This is a genomic window from Kitasatospora sp. NPDC056783 (assembly GCF_042789895.1).
Lineage (GTDB): Bacteria > Actinomycetota > Actinomycetes > Streptomycetales > Streptomycetaceae > Kitasatospora.
Genome location: NZ_JBHUAF010000001.1, coordinates 38,662 through 65,548, shown reverse-complemented (window position 1 = coordinate 65,548; position 26,887 = coordinate 38,662). Strand labels below are relative to the sequence as shown.

The 26,887-nt window shown below is 74.3% G+C and carries 23 protein-coding genes; 9 read left to right on the top strand and 14 right to left on the bottom strand.

Features of this window, described 5'->3' with window-relative positions; translation table 11 throughout:
* Nucleotides 1-52: 52 nt before the first annotated feature.
* The 9 genes from ACFRMQ_RS00365 to ACFRMQ_RS00325 form a co-directional block, all read right to left on the bottom strand.
* The gene (locus tag ACFRMQ_RS00365; RefSeq protein ID WP_380725222.1) at nt 53-688 is read right to left on the bottom strand and encodes a hypothetical protein; all 636 of its coding nucleotides are present in this window, start codon (nt 686-688) and stop codon (nt 53-55) included.
* Between the two features lie 11 nt (nt 689-699).
* Nucleotides 700-2,670, bottom strand: a complete 1,971-nt coding sequence (locus ACFRMQ_RS00360; protein ID WP_380725220.1) for a hypothetical protein — start codon at nt 2,668-2,670, stop codon at nt 700-702.
* Nucleotides 2,667-3,620, bottom strand: a complete 954-nt coding sequence (locus tag ACFRMQ_RS00355) for a hypothetical protein (RefSeq protein WP_380725218.1) — start codon at nt 3,618-3,620, stop codon at nt 2,667-2,669. The genes ACFRMQ_RS00360 and ACFRMQ_RS00355 overlap by 4 nt, the downstream gene beginning before the upstream one ends.
* A gap of 37 nt (nt 3,621-3,657) precedes the next feature.
* Complete coding sequence (locus ACFRMQ_RS00350) at nt 3,658-5,760, bottom strand: tetratricopeptide repeat protein (protein WP_380725216.1); 2,103 nt, start codon at nt 5,758-5,760, stop codon at nt 3,658-3,660.
* Nucleotides 5,761-6,109: 349 nt separating this feature from the next.
* A complete protein-coding gene (locus tag ACFRMQ_RS00345; protein WP_380725214.1) occupies nt 6,110-6,970 on the bottom strand; it encodes an SAM-dependent methyltransferase in 861 nt (286 codons plus the stop codon).
* Nucleotides 6,971-7,014: 44 nt separating this feature from the next.
* Nucleotides 7,015-7,635 (bottom strand): DUF5999 family protein, encoded by a 621-nt coding sequence (locus ACFRMQ_RS00340; RefSeq protein WP_380725212.1) that lies wholly within the window; start codon nt 7,633-7,635, stop codon nt 7,015-7,017.
* Between the two features lie 530 nt (nt 7,636-8,165).
* Nucleotides 8,166-8,675 (bottom strand): hypothetical protein, encoded by a 510-nt coding sequence (locus ACFRMQ_RS00335; protein WP_380725210.1) that lies wholly within the window; start codon nt 8,673-8,675, stop codon nt 8,166-8,168.
* A gap of 71 nt (nt 8,676-8,746) precedes the next feature.
* On the bottom strand, nt 8,747-9,631 hold the full coding sequence (locus ACFRMQ_RS00330) for an ATP-binding protein (RefSeq protein WP_380725208.1): 885 nt from the start codon (nt 9,629-9,631) through the stop codon (nt 8,747-8,749).
* 50 nt (nt 9,632-9,681) lie between these two features.
* Nucleotides 9,682-10,335 (bottom strand): hypothetical protein, encoded by a 654-nt coding sequence (locus ACFRMQ_RS00325; protein ID WP_380725206.1) that lies wholly within the window; start codon nt 10,333-10,335, stop codon nt 9,682-9,684.
* A gap of 275 nt (nt 10,336-10,610) precedes the next feature.
* On the opposite strand from ACFRMQ_RS00325, the gene ACFRMQ_RS00320 reads away from it, so the two are divergent.
* From ACFRMQ_RS00320 to ACFRMQ_RS00310, 3 genes are all read left to right on the top strand, one after another.
* Entirely contained in the window at nt 10,611-11,915 is a 1,305-nt protein-coding gene (locus ACFRMQ_RS00320) for a hypothetical protein (protein WP_380725204.1), read from the top strand.
* Between the two features lie 33 nt (nt 11,916-11,948).
* A complete protein-coding gene (locus tag ACFRMQ_RS00315) occupies nt 11,949-12,854 on the top strand; it encodes a phosphotransferase family protein (RefSeq protein WP_380725202.1) in 906 nt (301 codons plus the stop codon).
* Nucleotides 12,855-13,468: 614 nt separating this feature from the next.
* Nucleotides 13,469-14,458: an aldo/keto reductase gene (locus ACFRMQ_RS00310; protein ID WP_380725200.1), complete on the top strand. Its 990-nt coding sequence runs from the start codon at nt 13,469-13,471 to the stop codon at nt 14,456-14,458.
* A 23-nt stretch (nt 14,459-14,481) separates the two neighbouring features.
* Here ACFRMQ_RS00310 and ACFRMQ_RS00305 read toward each other — a convergent pair whose 3' ends face one another.
* The 3 genes from ACFRMQ_RS00305 to ACFRMQ_RS00295 form a co-directional block, all read right to left on the bottom strand.
* Entirely contained in the window at nt 14,482-14,952 is a 471-nt protein-coding gene (locus tag ACFRMQ_RS00305) for a PPC domain-containing DNA-binding protein (protein ID WP_380725197.1), read from the bottom strand.
* A 1-nt stretch (nt 14,953) separates the two neighbouring features.
* Nucleotides 14,954-15,952, bottom strand: coding sequence for an asparaginase (locus ACFRMQ_RS00300; RefSeq protein WP_380725195.1), 999 nt, complete (start codon nt 15,950-15,952; stop codon nt 14,954-14,956).
* A 70-nt stretch (nt 15,953-16,022) separates the two neighbouring features.
* Nucleotides 16,023-17,528: a transcriptional regulator, XRE family protein gene (locus ACFRMQ_RS00295; protein ID WP_380725193.1), complete on the bottom strand. Its 1,506-nt coding sequence runs from the start codon at nt 17,526-17,528 to the stop codon at nt 16,023-16,025.
* A gap of 271 nt (nt 17,529-17,799) precedes the next feature.
* Between ACFRMQ_RS00295 and ACFRMQ_RS00290 the strand changes: the two genes are divergently transcribed.
* On the top strand, nt 17,800-19,182 hold the full coding sequence (locus ACFRMQ_RS00290; protein ID WP_380725191.1) for a hypothetical protein: 1,383 nt from the start codon (nt 17,800-17,802) through the stop codon (nt 19,180-19,182).
* A 12-nt stretch (nt 19,183-19,194) separates the two neighbouring features.
* Here the strand turns inward: ACFRMQ_RS00290 and ACFRMQ_RS00285 are convergent, their stop codons facing one another.
* Together ACFRMQ_RS00285 and ACFRMQ_RS00280 are read right to left on the bottom strand one after the other, a co-directional pair.
* Nucleotides 19,195-19,932 carry an SDR family NAD(P)-dependent oxidoreductase gene (locus ACFRMQ_RS00285; protein ID WP_380725189.1) on the bottom strand — a complete coding sequence of 246 codons (738 nt, stop codon included), beginning with the start codon at nt 19,930-19,932 and terminating at the stop codon, nt 19,195-19,197.
* A gap of 272 nt (nt 19,933-20,204) precedes the next feature.
* Nucleotides 20,205-20,501, bottom strand: coding sequence for a hypothetical protein (locus ACFRMQ_RS00280; protein ID WP_380725328.1), 297 nt, complete (start codon nt 20,499-20,501; stop codon nt 20,205-20,207).
* Between ACFRMQ_RS00280 and ACFRMQ_RS00275 the strand changes: the two genes are divergently transcribed.
* From ACFRMQ_RS00275 to ACFRMQ_RS00255, 5 genes are all read left to right on the top strand, one after another.
* The gene (locus ACFRMQ_RS00275) at nt 20,406-20,702 is read left to right on the top strand and encodes a DUF397 domain-containing protein (protein WP_380725187.1); all 297 of its coding nucleotides are present in this window, start codon (nt 20,406-20,408) and stop codon (nt 20,700-20,702) included. The genes ACFRMQ_RS00280 and ACFRMQ_RS00275 overlap by 96 nt on opposite strands.
* Nucleotides 20,703-20,865: 163 nt before the next feature.
* Nucleotides 20,866-22,104: a methyltransferase, FxLD system gene (gene fxlM / locus ACFRMQ_RS00270; RefSeq protein WP_380725185.1), complete on the top strand. Its 1,239-nt coding sequence runs from the start codon at nt 20,866-20,868 to the stop codon at nt 22,102-22,104.
* A 75-nt stretch (nt 22,105-22,179) separates the two neighbouring features.
* Nucleotides 22,180-22,347, top strand: coding sequence for a hypothetical protein (locus ACFRMQ_RS00265; protein ID WP_380725183.1), 168 nt, complete (start codon nt 22,180-22,182; stop codon nt 22,345-22,347).
* Nucleotides 22,348-22,418: 71 nt separating this feature from the next.
* Nucleotides 22,419-25,202, top strand: a complete 2,784-nt coding sequence (locus ACFRMQ_RS00260; RefSeq protein ID WP_380725180.1) for a lantibiotic dehydratase — start codon at nt 22,419-22,421, stop codon at nt 25,200-25,202.
* Complete coding sequence (locus ACFRMQ_RS00255; protein ID WP_380725178.1) at nt 25,195-26,418, top strand: lanthionine synthetase LanC family protein; 1,224 nt, start codon at nt 25,195-25,197, stop codon at nt 26,416-26,418. Before ACFRMQ_RS00260 ends, ACFRMQ_RS00255 begins: the two co-directional genes overlap by 8 nt.
* Nucleotides 26,419-26,887: the final 469 nt, after the last annotated feature.

Here is a 26,887-nt window from a genome sequence, read left to right as displayed (position 1 = left end):
ACATCGGGTCCTCGGTCGCAAAGGTGCGGGGCGGTCAGGGGCGTCGGGCGGGTCAGGTGGCGTTGCCCCGGCGCGGGAGGCCCGGGCCCGGCGCCCGGTCGGCGGCCTCCAGCCGCACCCGGATGCCGTCACGGTCCGGACCGTGCACGCTGACGTACCAGCCGCGGGCCATGGCGGCCCTGGTGATCACCGGGGCCCCGTGCCGCGGCCGGTAGACGGTCGCGGGCAGGGGGGTGCCGTCCACGACGAGCAGGCCGTCGTCGAACAGCGAGCAGGACGCCGCCGCCTGGCGGAGCTCGTCGCTCGCCGGGGGCTCGTCCGCCGGGTTGAGCCAGCGCACGGTCACGTGCAGGCCGTCCCGGTAGCGGGTCCTGACTCCGACGTAGCGCACGGTTCCGTCGACCAGGTCGGTGAGAGCCTCGATACGGTGCGGTGCCGGGGCGTCTTCCAGCAGGGCTACCGGCAAACCGGTCGCGGCCGACAGCGCCTGGGCCCGTGCCGGGAGGGCCACAGCGGGGACTGACTGGCCGAACCCGGGGTCGAGGACCCGGTGTGCGCCGTCCGGTGCGACGGGCGCGAGCCAGTCCTGGACGTCTTTGAGGAGGTTCTCGTGATGGGCGCTGCGCTCGTGGTCCTCGTGGCCGGACGGCTCGTCCGCGCGCGTGGGCGTGAGGTCGGTGCGGGGCATGGGGACTCCGTTCATGCGGGGCGGGACCAGGTGGACAGGCTCACGTGCGCGGCGGGGCGTTCGGCCGGTCGTGGCGGGTACGGGGGCCAGGGGCCGACACCGGCCGAGCGGCCGTGGGTGCGGTTGCTCGCGGGCGGTGCCCCCGCCGGCGTGCGGCGGGCGGGGAGCGTCCAGGCGGCGAGCGGGCGTCCGGACGGCGAGAGGACACGGCGCCGGGGCAGGTCGTCGGCGATCGCCCGGGCCGCCACGGTGCGCATCTCCTCGTCCCAGGTGGTGTCCGCCCACGCGCACACCCGCCGGGCCCGCTGCCCGTCGGCACCAACAGGCAGCGGCAGGGCGAACTCCAGGCCGTCGTGGCCGGACCACCGGGCCCGGGCCTCGGCGAGGTCTGCGGCCAAGTGCGGGTCGAGAGCGGCCAGCGCCGCGGTGAGGGCGGCCAGGACGGGCCAGCCGCTGTCCTCGGCCCGGTCGGCGGAGACCACCAGCAGCGGGCCCTCGCCGAGTGTGCCGGGCGTGAGTGCGGCCTCCACGGCGGCCGCGGTGTACGCGGTCGGCGCCGTCGCCCCGGTGTGGACCAGGGCGTCGGCGCCCAGCCCCGGCGGCAGCGCCCCGTCACAGACCAGCACCCGCGTCTCCGGACCCGGCGCGGTGAAGCGCGCCAGCGCCCCGGCCCGGTCGCGGGCGGGCAACGCCTCGGCGGCCAGCCCCGCCGTGCCCAGGGCCTCGGCCAGGCGCAGGGACGGGGTCGGGCCCGTGCTGCGCACGATCACGCGCCGCAGACCGTGAGCGGCGATCAGGTCAGCCACCAGCCGGGCCGGGCCCATATGACTGGCCGAGCTGGTCGTGCACACGGCCGCGAGCCGGTAGCCGCGCATCAGGCCGGCCTCCACGGCCCGGCGCAGCGGCAGGACCGCCGTCAGCGGGCCCGTGGTCGCCGGGTCGCAGCCGCCGCGGTAGGCGCGGCCGGCGGCGGTGAACCGGGGGGCGGAGGTCAGGCGCAGCACCGCGGCGGGCGCGGGGCCTCCGCGGCAGTGGCCGATCCGCTCGCCGAGGGCGGGCAGGTGGGCGTCCAGGGCGATCGCCAGGTCGGGGGGCGGCGGCCATCCGTCGCGGTGGAGCCGGTCGAGGACAGGGAGGCCGTTGGGGGTGGTGACGAGGACGGCGGGCAGCGTCGTCCCGGCGGCGGCGCGCACCGCGCGCGGGCTGGTGGCGGCCGCAACGTCGGGGGCCAGCGGCAGCCGGGCGGCCTCGGACCGGTCCAGCACGGCGACGACCTGCCCGATGTCGTGGTGGGCGTCGGCGAGCGCGGCGAGGTCGTGCTCCCAGTACTCGCCCGGCGCCGTAAGGACGAGCGCCCGCCGGCGCCCGCCGGCGAGTGCGGCGGCCGCGGCGGCCAGGCGGGCCTGCTCGCGGCGCGGCACCACCACCAGCGCCCGCCCGTCCGCGGCCAGGTGCCGCTGGGCGCGGGCCGCCGGGGCACACAGGTGCTCCGGGACCGGTACGGCCGGGCGCGGGGGACGGCGTCCTGGCATGTCACAGCGGCGCACGATGCCGGCCAGGCAGCCGAGCCCCACCGCCTGGTGGTCGCTGTCCACCCCCAGGGCCTCGCGCAGCCCCTCACGGCGCCGGCGCACGGTCTCCGCACTCGCGCCGATCTCCCCGCCCGCCGCCCGGTCGTCCATCCCGGCGGCGGTCAGCCGCAGCAGCAGCCGCGTCCCGGCGGGCAGCGCGTGCACGGCGGTGAGGTCGCGGGCGCCGAGGTGCTCCGGGGCCAGGTGCCCGGCCCAGGCGTAATCGGCCACCAGCTCGGCCCGGCTGCGCGCGCCCGTGGCCTGGTGGAGGGTCGCGGTCTGCCTGCGCACCTGGGCGGCGGTCCAGTCCAGGGCGTCGGCGATGCCGTCCGCCGTCTCCGGGCCGGCCAGCAGGCGGGCCAGCGCCACCGAGGAGGCACCGCGGGGCGGCCCGCTGCGCGGGGCCGTCACCGCACGTCCTCGGTGCCCGGCCCGATGGCGCGCCCGCCGCCGGGCGGATCGGTCAGCACGATCCGGGGAGTCGGGCCGTGGGACCGGCCGGGGGTGACCAGTACGAGCGTGCGCGGGCCGCGGGCGTCCTCCAGGTCGGCCACCCGCGCGCTCACACGGCCGCTCGAGCGCAGCCGCGCCGCGAGCGTGCGGCCGTCGATCTGGACGAAGGTCTCCGGCCCGTCGGCGATGGGCTCGTCGCCGAGGGCTAGGCGTGCGGCCTCGTCCAGCGCCAGCGGCCCTGTCAGCAGCAGGCCGGTGCCGTCGGGGTAGGTGCTGCGCCACCCGGTGGCCGGGCCGGTGACCGGGGTGATGCGGGGTGCGTCCCCGTCCTCGAGGAGCGGCACCGCCAGGAAAGCGGCCGTTCCCCGGCGGGGGACGGGGTGCCCGGGCCCGGGCACCGCCGCACCGGCGTGCAGGAGTCGCACGCCGGTGCGGTGCGCGGCGCCGCGCACCGTGACCAGCCAGCCGGCCGCGCACGCCGTCCACCCCTTCACGGGCCCGCGGGGCAGGGCACGGCATCCCACCGCGAGGTACGTCACCCCGTCCACGACCAGCGTCCCGTCGGCGAACAGGCCGCCAGCCGCCGCGAGTCGCTCCCCGGTCGGCACGTTCGCCGGTTCCGGGAGGGTGCGGCGTGCGCGCACCGAGACGGACAAGCCACCGTCGTAGTGGGCGGTGACGCCGGCGTAGCGCATCCGGCCGTCCACCGGCTCGCTGTCGGCGTCGATCCACGACGGCACCGCGGCGTCGTCGAGGACGGCCACCGGCAGCCCGGTCGCCTCGGCCACGACGCGGGCCCGCTCGGCGAGCGGCACACCGGCGCCGGGATCGGGCGCCAGGCCGTCCGTGCCGGGCGACGGCGCACCGGCGGCCCAGAGGGCGGTCGGCGCGGGGAACGAGCGGGGCACGAGGTTCTCCAGGAGCGGGATCGAAAGGGGCGGGGGATCAGCGCGGCGCGGCCGGGGGCGGCCGGTCGAGACGCTCCAGGTGGCCGGTCAGCCGCCGGATGTCGGAGCCGGAGGCGGCCGCGGTGTAGGCGCGGAGCGAGACCTCCAGCAGCCGTCGCGCGGCGGCCCTGCGGCCGGCGGACTCGGCCGCCAGGGCGCGCCACTCCACCAGTCGGGCGCTCCACAGGGCGTTGCCCAGCGCCTCGGCGTCGGCCTGCGCGTAGCGCAGGACCCGGCCGGCGAGCAGCGGATGCCCGGCGAGGACGAGGACGTGGCCGGTCCAGGCGAGCGCCCGCATGGCCTCCAGCGGCTCGCCGGCCAGCGCGGTGCGGGCCCGGCGCAGCTGCGCCAGGGCGGCCCGGATTGCGCCGAGGTCGGCGTGGACACCCGCCAGGACGATCCTGGTGAGTGCCACGCCCCGCTCGTAGCCGAGGGCCTGACGCAGCCCGAGTGCCTCCTCGAGCGGGCCCAGGGCCTGGGCGACGCGGCCGGCGTCGTGGAGGGTCGCGCCGATGTCGTGCAGGTGCTGCGACCGGGACAGTGCCGCGCCCTCGCCGTCCGCGCCGGCGAGCGCCTCATGTAGCAGGGTGAGGGCCTCGTCGTGTCGGCCGACGGCCCGGAGGCCGATCGCCAGGGAGTTGAGGGTCTGGCGCAGCGCGGCGGGCGGCGCGCTGGCGTCCTGGCGTACCGCGTCGAGGGCGTGACCGTACAGCCACAGCCAGAGCGGGTAGTCGCGGCGGCGCAGGACGAGCGGCCACAGGGCGATGGCGGCGCGCCACACCAGCGCGTGGTGCCCGGCGCGGGCGGCGGCGCCGACGAGCGGGCGCACCAGCGGGTCCTGGGTGTCCGTCCACGCCCAGGCGTCGGCGGACCCGGTGAAGGCCGCACCGTCGGGCCCGGGCTCGGGTCGCAGGAGCGGGCGGCGGGCGCTGGTGAGAGTGCCGGCCTCCTCGGCGGTGGCCACCCACCAGCGCACCGTGCGCAGCACCGTGGCGGCCGCGGTCTCGGCGCCGTCGAGGGCCGCGGTCGCGAGGTGGGCGGCGTGGTCGTGCCCGGGGCCGGAGAGCCGGTAGCGCGGCCCGGCGGTGCCCTCGTCGGCGTGTGCGAGGAGGCGGTGGCGCGTGAGGGCGGCTAGGTGCGCGGCTGCGGCGGGGACGCCGGTGCCGGTGGCGGCGGCGAGCAGGGCGGCGTCCACCGGGACCGGCGGCAGCGCCCCGAGCGCGCGGTACGCGCCGGCGGGGGCGTCGTCGAGGCGGCTGTAGGCCTGGTCGAGTGCGCGGTTCACGACCATTTCGAAGGGGCGGGGCCAGCGGCTGGTGGCCGGTGCGGTCACGGTGTCGGCGAGGGCGGCGGGTGAAAGGTCCGGGTCGAGTTGGAGCTGGGCGGCGGCCAGCCCGATCGCGAGCGGCAGGCCCGCGCACGCCTCCACCAGCCGTTCCAGGCCCCTCCGGTCGCCGGGGTCGAGATCATCGCGTGCGGCGAGAGCGGCGAGCAGGTCGGCCGCTTCGCCCGCAGGCAGCGGGCCCACGTCCAGGTGCACGGCACCGTGAGGCACCAGGCCGGCCAGGGGCACCGGGGCGGTCACCACCGTCCTGCAGCCCGCCGAGGGCAGGAGGTCGCCCACCAGGATCTCGTCGTGCGCCCCGGTGAGCAGCACCGCCGGGCGGCGGGCCGCCGTCAGGGTCCGCCACAGGCCCTTCGCCTCATCTAGCCGCCCCGGCACCAGCGGCGCACCGAGCGCGCGCAGGAACCCGCCCAGGACGTCCAGTGCCGACGGCAGCCCGCCGGGGGCGGGCCTCAGGTCGGCGGCCAGGTACCCGCCCGGCTCGTCGCTCTCGCGCAGCACCCGCGCCGCCAGGGCCGTCCGCCCGACGCCGTCGGGACCGACGAGCACCGCGACCCGGCCCGCGTCCAGCGCCGCGGCCACCGTCCGCCGCTCGGTGTCCCGGTTCACGAAAGCTGGCGCCGTGCGCGGAAGCTGCTCGGGGCGGGCCCACGGCTCGCTGGCGCCCTGGTGGACGTGGATGCCGCCGTGGATGCTGCCGGCCTGGAACACCGGCCCCGCCACGTGCGCCTGGCCGCCGATCGTGTTGGTGATCACCCCGTCACCCCGGCAACGGCAGGCCGGCCCACGTGGAGGGCCCGCAGATCCTCGGGAGCGAGGACCTTGCATCCGGTGAGCGTGCGCAGCAGGTGGGTAGCCGCCACCCAGCGCGGCGCCCCGGTGCAGCGCAGAACCAGCGCGCCAGCCACACGGTCGGCGGGTGTCTCGCGTCGGTAGCCCAGGCGCAGCCTGCCGTCGGCGGCGCGCACGGGCCCCGGGCGCTGGAGGACCTCGCTGCTCCAGCGCGTGACCTGCGGAACCGGCGCCGCAGACAGGACGCCCCCGCCGGCCCGCAGTCCCCCGACGGACAGAGCGTGCCGGGGAACGGCGGCTGGCACGGCGGCGATCACCGGCCCTGCCTCCCGTCCGTCAGCACGGCCACGGCGAGTCCGGCCCCGTCCGTCGTGACCGTCGTGCTCGTCCAGGACTGCGCCAGGTCGGCGAACTGCGTGGGCGTGCGCGGCTGCCACGGCAGTGCGGCATCGGCGTGGGCGGTGGCCACCGCGGCGCGCCGCACGTGGTCGTCGGCGCGGACGCGGTGGCTGACGAGGACGGCGCTCCCCTGCGGCAGCGCCCGGTGCAGGACCGCGAGCAGGCGCGTCACCTGGCCATCCGTCAGCTCGTGGCAGACGTCGGAGAGGACCACCGCGACCGGTCGGCTCCAGTCGAAACCCGATCCGCGCGGGCCGCGCAGTACCGCCAGCGTCCGGTGGGCTCTGGTCAGGTCGAGGTGCAGGTGCCGGATCCGGCCGGGGGCCGCGGGGGTGTGCAGGAGGGCGCGGGCGTGGACCATCACCATCGGGTCCCGGTCCGCGTAGGCGATGCGGGCCGCGGGGGCGTTCGGGAGGACGGCGGTGTGCAGTGGGGCGAGCGCGCTGCCGGCCTGGCCCGTGGTCAGGCCGCAGCCCAAGTCGACGAACTGGCCGACACCGTCGTCGGCGAGGCGGGCGGCCAGGGCGAGGACGGCGAGGCGGGCCTCGCCCGCGTCGGCCGCCCAGTCGGGGTCGGCCTCGCTCAGCAGGGCCGCCACAGCCCGGTCGGGCGCGAAGTTGTCCTTGCCACCCAGCACGTGGCTGGCCACCCGGGCGGAGCAGGCGGCTTCCAGATGCACCGGGTACCTCGTGGGCGCGGCGGGCCACGGGTCGTCCCACGGCGCGCCGACGCCGGTGGGCCGGTCGACGTGGATGATCCCGAGGGGCCGCGGCACGCGAGCACGGTGCGCGGAGCCGGCGCGCGTCAGAGCCGGCCCGCTCACGCGGCACGCTCGCAGATACCGGTGCGGCGGTCCTGCGGTGCGACGACGCGACCGTCAGGCATCGCCGCCCCGGTGTCCGAGAAGAGGACGACACCGTTGCACAGCAGACTCCACCCCTGCTCGGGATGGCCGTTCACAGCGACGGCCGCCTGGAAGTCGGCCGCCTCGGCGACGGGGCACGCGGGCCGGTGCTCGCAGGACGCGTCGCGGTTCGGGCCGGCGACAGGGGTGCCGCTGTCGGTGGTCAGCGTCACCCGGGGAATCTCGTGTCCGCCGGCGGGCGTCAGCGTCACCACGGCCCATCCCCGGTACTGGGCCGCGCGGGCGGTCCAGGTCCCGTCGGCCCGTACCGGGGCCGGCAGCAGTACGCCGTCGACGCTCAGGGTCCCGGTCGCCGTCGCCCCCTGCGGCAGCGCGGCGGCCACCAGACTCTCCGGGCCGTCGTGGCCCGGCGGGTGGAGGGAGACCCGGGACCCGTCCGCGTAGACCGTGACGCTGTCGGCGCCCGCCTGGGCAGCGGCCTCTCCCCGGCCACCACCGGCCAGAAGAGCGAAGACGAACGTCGGCGCCGTCGAAGCGCGGTCGGCGGGACTGCCAGTGGGGTCGAGGTGGGGCATCGAACCTCCAGAGAAGACGGATCGGATGATGGGCGTGGGCCGGGACGTCGGGGCCGCTGGGGGCCGAAGCAGGCTGGTGGTGCCGCGGACCCGGGGCCGCCTGCCCTGCGACGCGTCCGGCCGGGGCGAGACGGCCGGCAGCCGGGCGGTACCCGCAGTCCCGGCGCCGACGCCCGCGACGATCAGCACCGCGATGAGCAGCGCAGCAGACCAGGACCCCGTCCGGACGGCGATCACGGCCACAGCTGCCGTCACCGAGCCCGCCACGGTCACCAGCACAAGGACCCCGGTCAGGGCTCCTCCGGACTTGTCCCGTGAGCGGCGTCGCGAGGAGGCCGGCGAATACCGACCCTGCTCCAGGACCCGGCCGAGCACGGGAGGAGCGCGCCGTGGGCGCGGGCCGGCGCCCGGTCGGCTGCGCCCCGAACGCCTGTGTTCGGCGGCTGCCGTGGGCCCGGTCCACGACGCAGGCTTTCCCGTGGGCGCGGCGGCCCGGACATCGCGTGGCCGGCGATCGGACTGGGGTGTCGTCACGCGGCTCCCCTCACTTCGGGGACCCGGGTGATGGTGGGACCGACGAGGTGCAGATGCGGGGCGGAGCTGGCACCGGGCCGATCCGGGACCACGGCCAGCAGCAGCAATCCGTGCGCCTGCAGCGTGTAGGCCCGCCACCGGCCGGCCACCGCCACGAGGGCCGGCTGGAGCGTGCTCTCGATGAAGACCTTCGCCTCGCCGCTTGTCACCCCGGGCAGCACCGTCTCGAGCAGCATCTGCGGTCCGCGTTCCCGCAACGGCATGGCCCGCTCGGCGCGGGTGAAGGACCCGTCGAGGTAGGAGCAGGTGACTGCGGGCCGACCACTGTTCCTGGTGGCCCGCACACCGGTGCGCGGGACCGTCGAGGACACCAGCAGCGCCGCCGGGACACCGGCCCGGGCGGCGGCCGCGCTGAGCTCGCCGGGCCCCGTACGGACGCGCTCGGCCGGGATCCGGGTCCGGTCGCCGAACGCGGGCACGCCGTTGGTGGTGCTGGGGGAGGTCATCGGGATCGTCCTCGTGGATCGCTGGGAAGGGCGACAGACATGCGGTCCGGTCCGGCCGTTGGCCGACGGAGTCACTGGAACTGGCGCAGGACGTGGCTGACGGTGGCCGGTGGCGGGACGAGGAGCGCTGTCGGCAGCAGCACGCTCGCGACGGTTTGCCCGGGAACGCTGGTGACGGTGACCTTCAGACCCAGGTACCGGGCGACCGCTGCCACCATCCGCAGCCCCAGGCCGGGCCACCGTGTCCCGGCCGGGACACGGCCACCGCTCTCCAGGACCTGCCGGACGGCTGCGAGGGTCCCGGCGTCCATGCCGGGGCCGCCGTTGTCCGTGACGGTCAGCCACGTGGCACCGCCACCGCCCGGTTCCGTCGAGCTGGCCAGGACGACGTGCGCCTGCGGGCTGCCGAACAGCAACCCGTTGTCCAGGAGCTCCGCCACCGCGGCGGCGAGGGGCTCGACCGCCCCGGGCACCACGGTGAGGTCCGCGGTTGCCAGTACCCGCACCCGCTCGAAGTCCGCCACCCGGCTCGTCGCGGCCTGACCGACCTCATCGAGCCGCGCGGGCTGTCGGCGCGGTGCCGGCCAGATCCCGCCGGTCAGGGCCGCCTGCCGCACAGCGAAACGCAGGGCCAACGCGTTGGCCAGGTCAGCCCGGTAGAGGCCAGCCAGCGACTCGGCGTCCGTGATCAGCTGCTGGGCCGCGTTCAACTCGCGGGCCTGCCGGCCGAGCTGGGCCAGGACCGGCAGGGACGCGGCGGCCGCATCCTCGCAGACCTGCGCCCGGACCCGGCCGACGGACTCCACGACTATGGCCGCAGCCTGCAGGACAGCGGGCGGAGCCTCGTCGAGCCGGGGCGGCAGACCAAGTTCGGCAGTGCGCAACAGGTGCGGGAGCCAGGTCGCGACGAAGCTGTTCAAGGCGGCGTCGTACGCCTCCCGGCGCACGACAGCCACAACGTCCTCGCCGGTGCCCCGATGGCGGCCCGCACGGGGGAAGACCGCCATCACCGACCTCCGAGTGAGGAGGGCAGAGCTACGCCCTGCCAGGTACCGGTCCGGGGAACCAATCGGTCTGCATCGTCGATCGGATCTCCCGTCACGCGGGCGATCAGCGTGGTCAGGTGAACCAGGTGCGACTCGGGTACGCCGCCCTGGTGGACGGCCCCGGCCAGAGCGGGTCGCAGTCGGAGCTGGACCTCGAGGCCGGCCGCCTGGGCGAGGACCAGAGCGGCATCGAGACCATCCCGCCCCACCAGCTGGACGCTCGGCCATCCCCTGTCGCGGACGATCCGCAGGAGCTCGTCAACGCCGTGGCGCGCCTCGGCGAGGTACACCTCGGCAGTACCGAAGGTGGGTCGGTGGGAGGCCAGCTCGTCAGCGCGCAGCACCGCCTGGGCCAGACGCACGAGCCGGTCCCGCAGGGCGAAGCCGTCCGTCAGGTCGGGCAGGTCCGTCGTGCTGGGCGCGGTCTCCACCGCGACCGGGTGAGACTGCGTCCCGAGTGACGGTGTGCGCGCCGCCGCCTCCGAGCGCACGCGAGCGGCGGCGGAGCCGTACCGCGGCAGGCGGCTGCCGAGCCGGTGCAGCATTCCCGTCGCCGGGCGGCGCCGTGACGGCATCAGGGCATCGCCGGGTGATGTGGACCTGGTGGGATTCATGCCCTCCCCCTTCGAAATGACGGGCCGCACGCGGCGGCAGAGGTGTTTGGGTCCGGAAAGACTCGTCGCGTCGCACGGGCCCGGCAACCAGGGCGAATCGAGCCGTAGCGACAGTTCCGGGCCGCGAGTTGGGCCGTTCTCGTGGATCGGCCCGGCTCGTGCCGGGTATCCGGGCCATTTCGGCCCGGATTCCCGCCGATCCGGCGACCGAAGCCCTCATCGGACCGCACAATGCCGGTATGACGAGTCGTCACGGCCGGTCGTGCACAGCCAGGTTGCGCAGGAGTCCCGAGGTACTCGAGGGCGGCCTGCCGGTGCTGGTGGCGGCGTTGCAGGAGTGCTGCGGGATCACTCGCCTGCGAGCCCACCGGCAGGCTCGGGGGTGGAGCCGGCCGGAGGTCATCGTCCGGCTCGCGGCGCTCGCCGAGCAGCGCGACGGGACGCGCTTCAAGGGCACCCGGGAGCTGCTGCGTACCTGGGAGGACCTCGGTGCCAAGCCCCGCGAGCAGGCCCTTCAGCTGCTGTGCGCGCTCTACGAGGCGTCGCCCGCAGACCTCGGACTGGCATCGTCCGCACCCGTTCCCGTCCCGCCGCCGCAGCAGCCCCAGCCGCCGGACCCGGTACACGAACACGCCGAGCGGACCCGCCGGGCGATCAACCGGAACCTCGCCGCGAGCACGGTCAGCCCCGGAGAGCTGGACCTGCTGGACGAGCGCCTCGACACCGCCCGCCGCCTCTACGTCACCGCTGCGCCCGAGCAGATGATCCAGCACCTGCTCGGTGACCTGGACGACATTCAGGCCCTGGCCGCCGAGCGGCAGCCCGCCACGGCGCAGTCCCGCCTGTCCGAGCTCACCGCGATCGCCTCCACCCTGGTGGCCGACGCCTACATGAAGCTGGGCCGGCTGCCCGAGGCACAGCGCTGGTACGGCACCGCCCGCCTGGCCGCCGACGACGCCGGCAACGCCGAGCTGCGAGCCCGCGTCCGCGTGCAGACCGCGATGCTCCCGTACTACTACGGCCCCCTGCTGGCCGCCGCGAACCTCGCCCGCGAGGCCCGCCTGCTCAGCCGCAGCCGCCCCGGACCGACCGCGGTGTTCGCGGCCGCGGCCGAAGCCCGCTCCCTCGCAAGCCTCGGCGACCGCGACGGCGCACAGGCCGCGATCCGCCTGGCCAAAGACCTCTTCGAGCACTGCCAAGCCGACCAGGACGACGCCTGGGCCTTCCCTGAGCGGCGCCTGTGGCTCTACCTCTCCGGCGCGCACACCGCCCTCGGTGAGACCGGCCAGGCCCGTCACGCCCAGCGGCAGGCACTGGCGCTCTACCCCGAAGGCCACACCGGCATCGACCCGGCCCTGCTGCGCCTCGAGGAAGCAATGTGCCTGGTCATCGACCGTAGTCCGGCGGAGGCCCTGCAGCTGACGGTCCACACCTACGACCGGGTATCCGGGCCGCACCGCACCGCGATCCTCGGCGCCCGCGCCCGGGACGTCATCGCGATACTGCCCGCCCAGCTCCGGTCGGGCCGCCCGGCCCGCCAGCTCGCGGAGGTGCTCGCCCTGCCCGCCGGGCAGGGGTGACATCGGCCCACGGCATAGGAAAGCCTGACCATCATGACCACCACCCCAGTTACAGCCGGCGGCTTCACCGCCGGCCACCTGGCTGCAGTCCTTGACCAGGTGTGCCGTACGGCCGGGCTCCGCCCCGACGGTGCCGTTCTGCTGAGAGGGCACACGAACGCCGTCTACCACCTGCCCGGCGAACACGTCGTCGTCAAGATAGCCCGGCGAGGCACACCCGCCGCGTCCGTCCGACGGACCGTCGCCCTGGTCACCTGGCTCAGCGCACAAGGCTTCCCCACCGTGGGCCTGCACCCCGTGCGCCAGCCGGTCGAGGCCGACGGCCACCTCGCCACGATCTGGACCCACCTGCCCCAGCCCGGCCACCCCGTAGCCGCCGAACAACTGGCCGGCCCACTCCAAGCGCTGCACCGGTTGACCGACCCGCCCGTCCCACTGGCCCCGGTGGACACGGTCGCCGCCGTCCGCCGCTCCCTGGCCGCCACCGGCGCACTCACCACGCAGGAGCTGAACTATCTCCACCAGCGCCTGAAGCAGCTGGAGACGGACCTCGCCCGCACTACCTACCTGCTGCGGCCCGCAGTGATCCAAGGCGACCCCCAGCACCGCAACGCCCTGCACACCGGCGACGGCCGGGCGGTCCTGTGCGACTGGGACACCGCGGGCTTCGGCCAGCCCGAATGGGACCTGACGACGGTCGAGATCCACTGCCGGCGATTCGGCTACGGCCGGGCACACTACGAGGCCTTTGCCGATCAGTACGGCATCGACATCACCGCCTGGGACGGTTACCCGGTCCTGGCCGCACTGCGGGAGCTGCGGATGATCACCACCAACGCCAAGCGCGCAGCCCCCGGCAGCGTGACCCTCCAGGAAGTTCGGCGCCGCATCAACCGGCTGGCCGACGGGGACATCGAGCAACGGTGGAACATCCTCTGAAGCCGAGACGACCGGCAACGCGACGCCAACGCGGCACCGCCTGACCAGCGGGTGCCGGTCGCCGAATGCCGGGCTCGCCGACCGCACGTTCGCGGGGTTGGCGCACGCGGGCCACAGGAGCCGCCCGGCCGAGGTACGCCAGCTAGGCAGACGGATCGGCTTGGCCGCCGCTGCCAGGGCGCTGACCTGCAATATGGTCCTCATCGGTGCACCCCCTCTTGTCAGGACGACGATGTACTTCTGCTCGGAGTCAGCTCGCCAGGACGACCGGCAACCCATCAGCAGCTACACGGTCGAAGCCCGCGACCACTCACCGCGAGCGGTGGCGAGAGGCAACCTTCGCGTTCGGAGCAAAGTCGTCGCTACAGGCTGGTCTGTCGTTTCGGGGTCGTTCGTTCCGCTGAATGGGACCCAGCATCGACAGGATGCTGTGCGTCACGCGCTGGTCCGCTTGATCGTGGGGCCAGGAGGCCGCAGAACGACGCCGGAACGACGCCATCGGGGGGCGCAACGACAACCGGCCGCGTGGCACCCTGACGTGCCAGACACTCGCCTACCCGGGAGCCCCTGTGACGATTGATTCGCCGTCAAGCCATTCGGCTCGGCGCCTTGGCGTGGGTACCCGCGCGCTCGGCGGGCCGGCCGTCATCGACGGGGTGCCGGTCGGCAGCGGGGAGGTGGCCTGCGACAAGGCGGTTGCCGCGCTGCACCGGGCGTGGGACCTGGGGGTCCGCTGGTTCGACACCTGCGACGCCTACGGGCTGGGCCGCGCCGAGCGGTTCATCGGCCGCTTCCGGGCGGACCTGGGCACCGAGGCCGCCGAACTGCGACTCTCCGCCCGCCTTGGGGTCTACCGCGGAACCGCCTCGCATCCCCTGCGGGCCGTGCACATGCGCCACCAGCTCGAACAGCTCGCGGAGAACACGGGTGTCGAGGAGCTCGACCTCGTGGCGCTCGCCGACGTGGGAGCCGCCCCTGGGAACGAGGGATCCCAGGAAGCGGTCGAGGCGATGCTGTCCCTGCGCGACACCGGCTGGGCCCGGCGCATCGGCATCCCCGTGCCCGCAGCCGGGGACCGCGGCGACGCTTCCGCGCGGCACGCCCGGTTCCTCGCGCTCCATGAGCAGCTGCGCCCCGAGGTTCTGCAGGTCGCCATGGTCGATCTGTCTCCGCTGACCGTGATCGGGGACGAGTCGCTGTTCGAGTTCGCGGAGCGGACCGACTGCGAGGTTCTGGTCCATGGTCCGCTCGTGTACGGGCTGCTCACCGGTCTCCACCCGGCCGGGTCCCCGTCGGTGTTCGATGCGGGTGACCTTCGGTCCCGCCATCCCTGGTTCAGGCCGGCCGCACGACGGGTGGTCGACGGGCACCTCGCCGTCTTGAGGGAGCACTTCGGTGCGGAACCGGTCCAGTTGGTCAGGGCCGCGCTCCGGTACTGCCTGCAGGTCAGCGCGCGCACCACGGTGCTGGTCGGCGTGGGCAGCGCCGGACAGGCCGGGGAGACGCTCGAGGCCGCGGAACGTCCGCTGTCACACGACGAGTTCACGCTGGCCGGTGAGGTGTTCGCCGCGCTGCGGGCGGATCTCGCAGCGCTGGGAGCCTGACCCGGAGCCCCTCGGCCAGGGGCCTACCGGGATGCGGTGCCGCCGAGTTTGAGGGTGGGGATCTGGTGGGGGCCGACGCGGGGCCGTAGAAGTTCCGGTTCGAGGAGCTCGACGACGACCATCTCCTGGATGAACTGCACCTCGGCGCCGAGCAGGTGGCTGGTGCGGCCGATCGCCTGCTCGGCCTTGAGTCCGACCGTCAGGTGGATGTGCGGGTCGAACCCGCCGGTGTCCGGGTGGCGGGCGAGCGTGCCCGCGCCGAGGGCCTCGACGTGCTGGAGGGCCACCTCCTCCCACACCGGGGCGTCGGGGTCGGCGAGCGGCCCGCACGCGCCGACCAGGCGGACGGTGCGGAACCCACCGAGGAACATCGGGATGTAGCCCTGGGCGATGCCTTCGTTCGCGCAGAAGTTCTGGAGTTCGGCGAGGAAGTCGTCGCCGTCCGCGAACGCGAGTACGAACGTGCGGCCCTCACGTGCGAGACGGGACTGCATTTCATGCCTCCTGGCCGGTGAAGGCCGCGCGGACGGCGGCGGTGTCGGCGCCGGTGCGCAGCAGGACGGTGAGCAGGAGGCGGGCCTTGTACGGGTCGAGGTGGCCGGCGCCGATCAGGCCGCGGGCGAGGAGGTCCCTCTCGGAGCCGGGGAACGCGTAGGTGTGGGTGAGGGTGGGGCCCGCTCCGGTGCGGGTGGCGAGGACGACGGGGATCTGTGCGGCGGTCTGCTGGAGGGGTTCGACGTGGCCGGCGGGGACGTGGCCGGCACCGAAGGCGGCGATGACCAGGCCGTCGAAGCGGCCCTCGGCTGCGCGCAGGAGTTCGCCGTCGTCGCCGAGTCCGAGGGTGATGAGGCCGACGCGGGCGGGGTGAGTGAACGGCAGAGAGTGGGGGGTGTGCGGTATGGGCCGGGCGAGCAGGTGCACGCGGCCCTCGATGATGTGGCCGAGCGGGCCGGTGTCGGGGGCGGCGAAGGCGGCGGTGCTGGTGGAGTGGGTCTTGCGGGTGCGGACGGGGTCGAGGACCTGGTCGTTGAAGACGACGAGCGGGCCGATACCTCGCAGCTGGGGATCGGCCGCTGCGGTGACGGCCGCCAGGAGGTTGGCCGGTCCGTCGGCGCCCGCGAGGGATGGTGCGCGCATGGCGCCCGTCACGATGACGGGGTGGTCGCTCGGGTGAAGGAGGGAGAGCAGGTAGGCGGTCTCCTCCAGGGTGTCGGTGCCCTGGGTGACGACCGCGCCCGCGTAGCGGCCGGATGCCAGGCGGCCGGCGAGTTCGGCCGCGAGGTGGGCGACGGCGTCGATGGTCAGGGATGCGCCGGGAACCTGTGCGGCGTTCCAGGTCTCCACCGAGACGGGGAGGTGGGCCAGGCCCGGGATCGCGGCGACCAGCTGGTCGGGGCCCAGAGCCGGGGCGACACCGCTGCCCAACGCCTCGGGGACCATGGCGATGGTGCCGCCGAGCCCGACGACAAGGACGGTCGGGGGGTGCTGGGTCATCGGCTTCGTCCTCGCGTCTGCCGTCGGGTCACATGGGGGCCGTACCGTGCGGGAGCCTAGCGGTCGGTGTTCATCGGCGCTCCAGGGAGGCCACGAAGGCGAGCACACGGTCGACTTCCGTCAGGGTCAGGTGGCGGCTGCGCGGGCGCAGCATCGTGCTGGCGCCGGTGGCGGCGAGCTCACCGCAGCGCCCGGTGAGCCATGCCCAGTCGAGCGCGAGGTGCTCGCTCAGGGCCCGTAAGCGGTCACCCGGGTTGTCGCCGCGCATGATCGAGGCGGCGCTGGCATCGTCGAGGAGCTGCTCGTAGCCCAGCAGGTCGCCCGGCGCGTCAGTGGCGTCCACCCGCCACATCGCGTTGCCCGCCACCCAGTTCGCGACGATCGCGCGCTCGCCCGGTACGAGGACGAAGCCCTCTACGCCGGCGTAGGCCTCGTCGGCGGACACCCACACGTCCAGGCCGTGCAGTTCCATCAACGCGACCGCCAGGAACAGCAGGATCCGCTCGTACGGGTCACTTCCTGCCACCGTGTCGGCGGGGATGCAGAACGCCCGGGCCATCCGGCGTGACCCCCGCACACCGAACCGGGCGCCGGCGGCCCGCAGATAGGCGTGCTTGTGACGGAACAGCAGCCATCCCACCGCCTGCTCGCCCCGTTGCTCCCTGGTCCAGAAGAGGGGCACCGTCCCGGCGTCCTCCAGGAGGCCGAGGATGTGCCGTGCGCAGAACTCGGAGCCCAGGAAGGCGCTGGTGGCGGCGCGCAGGTCGGGCATGGAGGCGCGGGCCGGCGCGGATCGTGGGAGCTGCCGGTACTGCTCCAGCGCCTCTTGCTGGTCCTCCAGGGCGTGGTCGTCGGCCAGCAGCGCGTCGTCGCACAGGAGCAGGGCCCAGGTGAGTGCGTAGGTGAGGTCGTCGAGGCGGTGGGAGCGGTGGACGGGTACCAGGGGCAGGGGGTGGGGTGAGGCGAGATGGCGCCGGGCGTGGGCTGCGTCCAGCAGGTGGAGTTCGCCCTCGTGGGCCGCGATGACCAGTGCGCGTCCGGACCCGGCGGCCAGGTGCCGGAGGTGCTCGTGGTCGGCCGGGTCGATGATCAGCATCTCTCCCCGTCGGCGCGCCTCGTACAGCTGAACGGTCACGTCGGTTGGGTCGAAGGTGGCGACGCCATCGAGGCGCCAGTGGCCGCCGGTCCCGGGGACGGACTCGGTGGGGGTCAGGGTGGAGGTGGCCCATTGCCGGCTTACGGTGCGGGCGAGCGTCAGTGTGTCGTCGGGAAGGGTGCGTGCTGCGGGAAGACCCATCGCGGGCCCCAGGAGGACCTCGACGCTCTGGCCGAACCAGTGTTCCAGGACGGCGCGGGCATCAGCGCGCGGCATCTGCTCGCCGGCGATCCAGCGGCGGAAGCTGTTGTTGGAGACCGCGAGCGTAGCCAGGCGGGGATTTTTGGTCTCGTGGGCGGCTCGGCGCGCGGCCTGGGCGAAGTGGATCTGGAAGGCGCTCCAGGACGTTGCCCTCAGCGGTTGGAGGCGGCGCCACAGAAGCGTCGGGTTCTGCGGCTCCACGACGGCGGCGGTGCTCACGTCCGGTACCTCCCGTGCATGACGACAAGGTCCCCGGCCATGCTTCCGGCCGGTGATCACCGTCAGGGGATCGGTGTCGAGAGAGCCGGAGACTGCCATAGCCGGACACGCCCACCAGGCGTGCAGGTGGGCCGTCCTCAGTGTGGTGCCCGGCGGGAGGGCCGGAAGAGGTTGTGCGGGGGTTGTACGGGTGTGCGCTGGTGCACTCGGTCCTGTTCTTGATCCAGCGTTCGCCTGACAGAACACGCTCCGTACCGGCATGATTTCAGCCATGGCAGGCCAGAATCCCGAAACGCTCGGCAATCCGGCACTGGCGGCCGCCATCCTCGAGGCGGGCTTCTCCAACGCGGGCCTTGCCCGGCGGGTCAACGACCGTGCGCACGCGCAAGGCCTGGATACCCGCTACGACAAGGCCTCGGTCACCCGATGGGTCCGGCACGGAGATGTTCCGCGCGGCCGTGCGCCGGAATTCATCGCCGAGGAACTGTCCGCACGCCTCGGCCGGCCGGTCGAGCCCGCGCAGATCGGGTTTCCCACCGACCCGCACAAGCTTCTGTCGAAGCATGCCCTGACGTATCGTCAGTCCGTGCAAGAAGCTCTCCACGTGGTTGCTGAGCTCAGCCACGGTGACGTCACCCGTCGCGCCGTTCTCGGCGCCCTCCCGTTCGTCGGTTCCGCCCTCCTGCCGGCGCAGCGAAGCTGGCTGCTGCACCTGCTCGACAGCGAACCGGCCCGCCTGGCCGCAGTCGCCGACAGCAGCACGCTTGCCCAGGCGACAGCGATGATCGGCATGTTCGACGAGATGGACAACCGCTTCGGCGGTGCGGGGGTGCGCACGAGCATCACCGGGTACCTGGCGAACCAGCTCATGCCACACCTACGCGGGACCGTGGCCGCTGCTGAACGGACGCAGCTGTTCACCTGCGCCGCCAAACTCGCTGCGATGGCCGGCTGGTCCGCTTACGACAGCGCCGCCTACGGCCTCGCCCAGCGCTACATGATCCAGGCCCTGCGGCTGTGCGAGGAAGGAGGCGACCGGGTGCTCGCCGGCCAGATCCTCGCCGGACTCTCCCACCTCGCCACCAGCCTCGGAAACCCACGTGATGGCGCCGACCTGGCCGAGACCGGCATCGCCACCGCCCGGCGCACCGGCAGCCCGCTCGGCCTGATGCGCCTGCACGCCATGCACGCGCGCGCACACGCCGCACTCGGCGACCACCGCCAGGCCGGCCAGGCCCTCGTCGACGCCCACGCCGCACTAGCCGCCAGCCAGGGCCCCGCCGCCGAATCCCCGTGGGTGGCCTACCTGGACGCCCACTACCTCGAGGCCGAAGCAGCTCTGGTCCATCGCGACCTCGGAGAGGCGACGGAGGCCGAACGTCTCGCCCGCGCCTCGGTCGAGGCCAACCACGACCGCCGCCGGCGCCAGGCCATCAGCCGTTCCGTCCTCGCCACCGCCCTGCTGCAGCAGGACCAGCTCGACGCCGCACTCCACGCCGCGGGCCAGGCCCTCGACCATCTCGCGGACACCAACAGCGAACGATCCGTCCAAGCGCTGCGCGACCTCGACCGCCGCCTCACCCCGTTCGCGGACGTCCCCACCGTCCGGGAGTTCCGCCGCACCGCCCGGCCCGTCCTCGGCCGCACAGCCTGACCACCCGCCAAATCAGTACCCTTGCGGACCGGGCGCATTCTGCGCCCGGTCTACCGGCACGTTCACCCCGCTCACCCCCGAGGACGCGTCCGACAACAGGAACACCACCACCTTCGACACCTCCTGTGGGGTGACCAGCCGACCGCCAGGAACCTCGGCCACCAGCCTGGCGAACTCCCCCGGTTCCTCCCGCCTCAACCGGTCCCAGCGCTTGCCCTCGATCATCATCGACCCCGGCGAGACCGCATTGACCCGGATCCCGTCCGGCGCGAGCTCACGGGCCAGCGAGGACACCAAGTGGAGCTGGGCCGCCTTTGCAGCCCCGTACTGCGCCTGCGGCCCCGGCTTCCACCCCGAGATCGACGACACCACCACCGCCGACCCCCCGCCGGCCGCCCGCAGATGAGGAACCGCGGCCGCCAGCAGCCGCGCACTGTGGCCCGCGTTCACCTCCCAGGTCCATGCCCAGTCATCTGCCGTCGCCTCCTCCAGCCCGCGTCCCCGGGCACCCCCGGCGCAGGCCACCACCCCGTCGATACCGCCCATTGCCTCGGCCGCGAAGCGCACGAACTCCCCCACCGCCCCCGGTTGCGCAACGTCGGCGACCATTGTGAAGAGCGGCGCCTCGTCGGCCTCGCGCGCCAGAGCGGCCAGATGCTCGCCACCGCGCGCACACGTCGAGACCACCGCCCCCTGAGCCAGCGCCGCCCGGACGATCTCGCCGCCCAACCCCCGGGAACCACCTGTCACGGCCAACCGTCGACCCGCCAGACCACTCGAACCGTGCACTCGACCTCACCCTGACCGGCGGACGACCCCCAAGGTCACCCACGACACCAGCTGGCAACCAGCGTAGACGCCATAGGCAGTCTCAACCGTGCCGGCGACGGGCACTGGCCTTGCTCGGAGACGCGTAGGGGATGGCGCCGAGATCGACTGTCTGGGCCACGCCGGATTGTGCCACGGGCCGACGTGTCGAGTTTCCGATCGCATCGAGGAGGGGGACTCGGGCATGGCAGGCGCTACACGGACGAGGTCGGAACCTGTCCAGCGGACGGTGGTTTCGGGTACGAACGTGCGGGCGAGTTGCGCGGCGTACGAGTACAGGAGCCGGCCGGGTGGCTGCCGGAGGCGGTGGGCTGCTGGTACCAGCGGCAGGTACCGCGGTCGTCGATGTCCGTGACGAGGATCAGGCCCATGGCGGTGTCGAAGGTGCCGTCGCCGTGGGTGACGAGCACCGCGCCCAGGACTGCCTGCTCCTGGCCGACCACCACAGCGGCGGAGGAGGAAACTGTGGGGAGGTTGCCGCAACTGGCCACGTCTACTACATCCGGGACTCGAAGGATCCGTACGGCCCGGCACTGGCCGTCACACCTCAGGCATACACCGAACTTCTCCACGCCATCGCCGCCGATATAGTCGGCAGACCCGAGGAGGCCGACGTCCGCCACCGCGCACGCGGGTGGTCCCGAGGGCGGGTGTCAAGGGACAGTGGGATCTGGCTCTGCCGCGTCCGCTGACAGACGGGGGCGTCACCCGCAGCTGCCAAGCCGTGGCGGCTTACGGGAAGCCGGCTCTGAGGGTGACATCCGACCGTCCGCGACTGGCCGAAAGATGTCTCCGTGAGCATCGCTCTCTGGGAACCGGCCTCCTCAAGGTCAGCCGGTGTCTAAGCTCCCCACCATGAACACCCTCAGTGACTCGAATGTCACCGAAGAGCGGACCGCCGAGGCGGGTGAGCTGAACGAGCACCTGGTCTGCGCGCTGGAGCGGGCGGGCAGGATCACCACGCCGGAGGTCGCAGCGGCGTTCCGGGCCACGCCCCGGCACCTCTTCGTCCCGGGCATCGGGTTGGCCGAGGCGTATAGGGACGACTACCAGCCCACCGACCGCGACGGCGAGGGCCGGCTCCTCAGCTCGGTCAGCGCCCCGTGGCTGGTCGCGCAGATGCTGGAGTACCTGCGCCCGCGCCCTGGGAACTCGGTCCTCGAGATCGGCTCCGGCGGTTACAACGCCGCCCTTCTCCACCGGCTCGTCGGCGACGCGGGCGCGGTGACCAGCATCGACATCGACCCGGCGGTGACCGAACGCGCCCGCCGCTGCCTACGAGCCGCCGGCCTGGAGGACTCCGTCCGCATCCTCACCGGCGACGGCGCACACGGCGTCCCCGACGCGGCCCCGTACGACCGGATCGAGGTCACCGTGCAGGCGGCCGCGATCGAGCAGACCTGGCTCGACCAGCTCGCCCCCGACGGCGTACTCGTCGTCCCGCTGCGCGTGCGCGGACTCGGCCGGCTCATCGCCCTCACCTCATCCGGCGCAGGGTACTGGAGCGGTGGCGGCTGGCTGCCCTGTGGCTTCGTTGCGATGCGGGGGGAGGCGGCGAACTCCACCCAGACGCACGCACTGAGCCCCGGAGCCCGCGTGCGGGTCGACGGCACCCAGCTGCTCGACACCGAGGCCCTGACGAAGGCTCTCGACAGCGCCGGCAACTCGTACTGGTCAGGGGTCGAGGTGGGCGCGAGCCAGGGCACCAGGCCCGTGGTCGATCTGTGGTTCGCCACCGTCCTCGACGCCTACGGCACCCTGCTGGTGGACCCGCAGAAGTCCGCTCTGCGGGCGCTGCCCGGCGGCACCCCGCTCACCTGGACCACCGACTCCACCACCGCGGCTTACGTGACGATGCGTCCGGTCGAGGGGAAGAGCGGCCGGTACGAGTACGGCGTGATCCTCCACGGCGAGGACGAGGCCCTGGCCGAGGCCCTGGTGGAGAGCCTGCGGGAGTGGGACCGGGACCACCGGGGACGCCCCGGTCCCGTCCTCCACGTCTACGACACGGGCACCGACCCCGCCGCCATGGCCCCCGGCCGGGTGCTGGAGCGGCCCGGGGCGCCGATGGTCCTCACCTGGCCGAAGGACTGACGGTCACCCACACACTCCCGGACCCGCGCGGTCCGGGCGCACCATCCCCACTCGGACGATGGAAGGAGGACGCACATGACCAACGCACTGCTGGACGCCTTCGCGCTCGACGCGGTGAACACGCCACTGACCGCTGTGCGCGAGAACTACGCGGACACCGAAGGGGACACCACCGGTGACGGCTGCGGGGAATCGCCCCCGGCTGGCCCGACCAGCGGCTGTCTGATCCCGGACCAGCTGTAGCAGTACGCGGGTGGGCGGCACCGGCGGCCCCGGTGCCGCCCACCCGGCCGTTCGACCAAGGGGAACCGTCCGTGCGCAGCCGTCTCATGCCCGACCCAGTAGCACTCGCCCGCCTCCCGCTCCTGGCCGCCGACAGCACGAAGGCCGGCGGGCTGGCTACCGAGGGACTGTTCCTCACCTCCCGCGACCTCGACGGCGCACCCGCCAGCGCGCCGGCCCGGGCCGCCTACGACCTTCGCGCCCGCACCCGCACCACCCCCAACGGCGTCTGGGCCGCCACCACCACCGCCGACCTGACGCTCGGAGAACCGGTCCTGCTGCTGGGTGCAGAGCACCGCTGCGCCACACTCCCCAGCCCGGCCTGGCTCGCGGCCGTCGCCGACCTGGCCCTGGACCTGCCGGGCGTGCTCGATCACCTGGGCCTGTTCGCCAACCCGAGCGCGCAGCGGCGCGGCGCGGTGCTGGAGGTCGAGCACCCGGGGCCGGACGGCACGGCGCAGCTGGGAACGGCCCGGGCGACCGAGGTCTCCAGCTGGCTGATGCGCGAGTGCGACCGCACCGGCGGCGCGCCGGCCGGGCGGGTCGTCGGTGCGGCGCTCGAACGCTGGCCCGGGGCCGACACCGCGGCTGTGCGGGGCGCGATCACCGCGCTGGTCCGCACCGGCCTGCTCCTGACCGACCTCCTGCCCGCCGACCTCACCGACGACCCTCTGGGCCATCTCGCAACGAAGCTCCCCTCAGCAGCGGGTTTGCGCGCCGCCGTCCTCGACCTGGGGGCTCTGCTGGCCGACGCGGACCGGCACCGGCCCGGCGCCCCCGAGCGCCTGCCGCTCCTGCGAGCCGCCCGCCGCGCGGCCGATGCGATCCACACCACCGACCGCCCGCTGACCTGCGACACCATCGCCGACGCCGACCTGCGCATCCCGGCCACGGCGGGCAGGGAGGCGGCGCGGACGGTCGACACCCTCTGGCGCATCGGCCACCGCACGGCCCCGCTGCACGCCTGGACGGCGACGTTCCGCGAGATGTACGGGTCGCACCGCATGGTCCCGCTGCTGGAGGCCGTCGACCCGGCCACCGGGATCGGGCCGCCCGGGCCGCAGGACGCGATCGGCGCCCGCACCGACCTGGACGACCACCGCACCCAGCTTCTCCTCGGAGTGCTCACCGCGGCGATAGCGAGCGGCGAGCAGGAGGTGGAGCTCACCGAGGAGATGGTGCAGGCCCTGGCCCACCACGGCGACGGGCGGCCGCCGCGCACGGCCGAGGTCCACGTCCGCGTCCGGGAAGACCATGCCGGCCGTCTCGTCCTGGCGATCGGCACCCATGCGGCGCAGGACGCCGGCTCGGCCGCCGGACGCCTCAGCCGCTACCTGCCCGACCTCGCCGCCGAGCCGCAGGCCGACAGGGGTCCGGTGCCGGCCGAGATCGTCTGCCGCCCCCTCACCGCCGGCACCGGGGCCTTGGCGGTGGAGAGCGGCCGCACGGCGTACCGCATACCTGTGGGCCTTCCCCTCACCGGACCCCGGGACCTCGACCCCCGCACCCTGCTCGTCACCACGACCCGGGCCGGCCACCTCGCCCTCTACACACCGCAACTCGGTTGCCTGGTCAGGCCGGTGCTGCTCAGCCGGATCACCCGCGCTCTCTTGACCCCGGCCGCCCAGCTCCTTCACCTCCTCGGGCACGCGGACGAGAGGCCGTGGCACCCCTGGTCCTGGGGCCCCGCCGCCCTCGCCCCCTACACCCCGCGCGTCACCTACCGCTCCACCGTCCTCGCCCCGCAGCGCTGGCTCCTTCCCCAGGGCCTCCACACGCTGGTCGACCACCGCGACCGCTGGCACACCTGCCTGGACGACTGGCTGGCCCGCCCCACCATGCCGGTGCCGCAGCAGGTGGTGATCGAGGAGAGTGACCGGCACCTGCCCATCGACCTGCGCGAGGCCGGCCACCGCGAGCTGCTGCGGCGCAGCGTCCGCCGCGGCTGCCGCACCGTCAGCGAGGTCCTGTCGGGCCGACCGCCGGTGCACGGCCCGGACGGCCGCCACCACCTCGAACTCGTCATCGGCCTACGCCAACAGCACGACGACGGCAAGCCGGTGCTCCTCGACCCCCGGATCGCGGCCCGTCCGCGCGTGGCCGACCTCCCCGGCGGCACCTGGCTCTCCCTCGCCTTGCCCGTCCTGGTCCGGCACCAGGACGCTGTCCTCGCCCGGCTTCCGCACTACCCGGGCACGCTGTCCTACTGGCTGCGGTATACCACCCCCGACCTCGGCCCCCACCTGCGCCTGCGCTACCACGGCACCCCCGATCTGCTGGCCGAGGTTCAGCAGGAACTCGCGGGCCTCGCGGCGCGGCTGGTTGGGCAGCACCTGACCAACGGCCACCTCACCGCGGTGCCGTACCAGCGCGAGACCCAGCGCTACGGCGGCCCAGGCGCGATCGGCGCGGCCGAGACGGTGTTCGCCGCCGACTCCGCCCTCGTCCGAACCGCCCTCCCCGGCCACGGCGACGACCAGCGGCTCATCCTCGCCGCCCACACCGCCGCCGCCATCGCCCGAACCCTCAACACCCCCACCGCCGCCCGCCCTCGCCCCCTCCCTGCTGACTCGCGCCGCCGCCGCGAAGCGCTACGGGCTCGGTGCCGCACGGCCACCGTGCCCGGCGACCTCACCGAGCCGTGGAGGACCCTGCTGGACGCCCTGACCACCTACCGGCCCCTCCTCGCCGACGAGACGGCACCACTGTGCGCCTACGACCTGATCCACATGCACTGTAATCGCCTCCTCGGCACCGACCGCGACCGCGAGCACCTGGCCCGCTCCCTCGCCACCGACCTCCTCCGCCATGCCTGACCCCCTGGTGCTGGTCGAGGAGACCGTGGCCGCCGTCCTCGACCCCGACCAGGTCACCGCGCATCTGACCGCCGGCGCCGCCGCCACCCTCGCCGACGGCCTTCCCGGCACCGCGCTGCTCCTCGCCGTCGTGGCCGACGGGGACACCGCGCTGATCGACGCCGCCGACCGTCACTGGCACGCCGCCGCCCGCCTAGTCGCCGGCTCCCGCCCGGACGGCATCTACGCCGGCCCCGGCGCCCTGGCCGCCTCCCTCATCTATGGCAGCGCCCACCTGCCCGCCGCCCGGTGCCAGCACGAAGCCCTCGACCGGGCCACCGCCTGGTTGTCCGCCCGCGCCCAAGGCCTGGCCGAACACCAGGCCACCCGGAAGCGAGCAGGCACACCCGGAACCCTGTGGGGTGTCTACGACACCATCAAGGGCCTCGCAGGAATCGGTCGCACACTCCTTGCCGCCGCACACCTCGGCCTCCCGGAAGCCAGGCCCGGGCTGACCGCAGCCCTCACCACCCTCACCCGCATGATCACCACCACCGACGACGCGCGCCTGCCCGGCTGGTGGGTCCGCGCGGAAGACCACGCCCTCGCTGTCCCCGGAACCCTGCCTCCCTCCGGCACCGCCAGCACCGGGGCCGCGCACGGCATCGCAGGACCCCTCACCCTGCTCGCCCTCGCGCACCAAGCTGGCAACTCCGTCCCCGGCCAGGAGGAAGCCATCGCCACCGCAGCCCACTGGCTCCTCACCCGGGCCGCCCCCGGACCGTCCTGGCCTCCATACATCAGCGGACACGACCTTGCACACCCGCAGACCGTTGAACAACTGGCCACAGCCCCAGGCCGCCGCGACGCCTGGTGCTACGGCACCCCCGGCATCGCCGCCGCCCTGCACCACAGCGGCCAAGCGCTCGCCGACCCCGCCCTCATTTCCCTGGCCCGCCAAGCCCTTGACACCCTCGCCCGCCGCCCGCCCGCCACCTGGGACACCATCGGGCCCGGGCTCTGCCACGGCAGCGCAGGAGCCCTCGAGGTCGCCACACGTCTGAACCACAGACCGCTCGCCGACACAGCCTCCCGGCACACCACCGACACCTTCCACGAGGCTGGCCCGGTCACCGGCTTCCTCGCTGGCCGCGCCGGAGCCGCCCTCGCCCTGGCCACCCACCGCCAACCCACCAGCCAGAACGCCCCCTGGGACGGGCTGCTCATGCTGGCCTGACCCACTCGATCTGTGTTCGCAGCGCTCCGATGGGCCGTGTAGCCACTCTGGGGCGTTCCCGTGCACGGGTCGGAAGTGCGTACGATCGTCACCGAGTTGACCCAGGTGCGGCGATCCCTGCGCCCTGGCCGCCCGGATTGGGGCTGCGGTGGTCCTGGATGTTGGCCGCACACCTGGCAACCCGGAGCGCCGCTGGTCGAGGGGCGCCGTCGCCTCGGCGGGTCCGGCGAGGGTGCAGCGGCCGCAGCGCGTTGCTCCAGCATCTGCTCGATACGAGCCGGCTCGCCGCCGAGACCGGCATCGAGCGATAGAGCTGCCCACCAGTGATATCTGCTCCGCAGCGGCCATCCCCTGGTCGCGGTCCCCGTGCAGTGTGGCGTAATGCGGCCGTTGCCGTAGGGGCCGCCGGGGAGAGGAGATCGGCTCGCGGTGGGCACTGCCTGGCCAGCTTCCGCTCAGCCATGGGGCC

What these genes read in the sequence shown, in the direction of transcription:
- ACFRMQ_RS00340 (WP_380725212.1), bottom strand. Translation starts at nt 7,635, where the DNA reads ATGCCCCACCTCGACCCCACTGGCAGTCCCGCCGACCGCGCTTCGACG.
- ACFRMQ_RS00290 (WP_380725191.1), top strand. Translation starts at nt 17,800, where the DNA reads ATGGCAGGCCAGAATCCCGAAACGCTCGGCAATCCGGCACTGGCGGCC.
- ACFRMQ_RS00335 (WP_380725210.1), bottom strand. Translation starts at nt 8,675, where the DNA reads ATGACCTCCCCCAGCACCACCAACGGCGTGCCCGCGTTCGGCGACCGG.
- ACFRMQ_RS00325 (WP_380725206.1), bottom strand. Translation starts at nt 10,335, where the DNA reads ATGAATCCCACCAGGTCCACATCACCCGGCGATGCCCTGATGCCGTCA.
- ACFRMQ_RS00305 (WP_380725197.1), bottom strand. Translation starts at nt 14,952, where the DNA reads ATGCAGTCCCGTCTCGCACGTGAGGGCCGCACGTTCGTACTCGCGTTC.
- ACFRMQ_RS00365 (WP_380725222.1), bottom strand. Translation starts at nt 688, where the DNA reads ATGCCCCGCACCGACCTCACGCCCACGCGCGCGGACGAGCCGTCCGGC.
- ACFRMQ_RS00255 (WP_380725178.1), top strand. Translation starts at nt 25,195, where the DNA reads ATGCCTGACCCCCTGGTGCTGGTCGAGGAGACCGTGGCCGCCGTCCTC.
- ACFRMQ_RS00300 (WP_380725195.1), bottom strand. Translation starts at nt 15,952, where the DNA reads ATGACCCAGCACCCCCCGACCGTCCTTGTCGTCGGGCTCGGCGGCACC.
- fxlM (WP_380725185.1), top strand. Translation starts at nt 20,866, where the DNA reads ATGAACACCCTCAGTGACTCGAATGTCACCGAAGAGCGGACCGCCGAG.
- ACFRMQ_RS00265 (WP_380725183.1), top strand. Translation starts at nt 22,180, where the DNA reads ATGACCAACGCACTGCTGGACGCCTTCGCGCTCGACGCGGTGAACACG.
- ACFRMQ_RS00315 (WP_380725202.1), top strand. Translation starts at nt 11,949, where the DNA reads ATGACCACCACCCCAGTTACAGCCGGCGGCTTCACCGCCGGCCACCTG.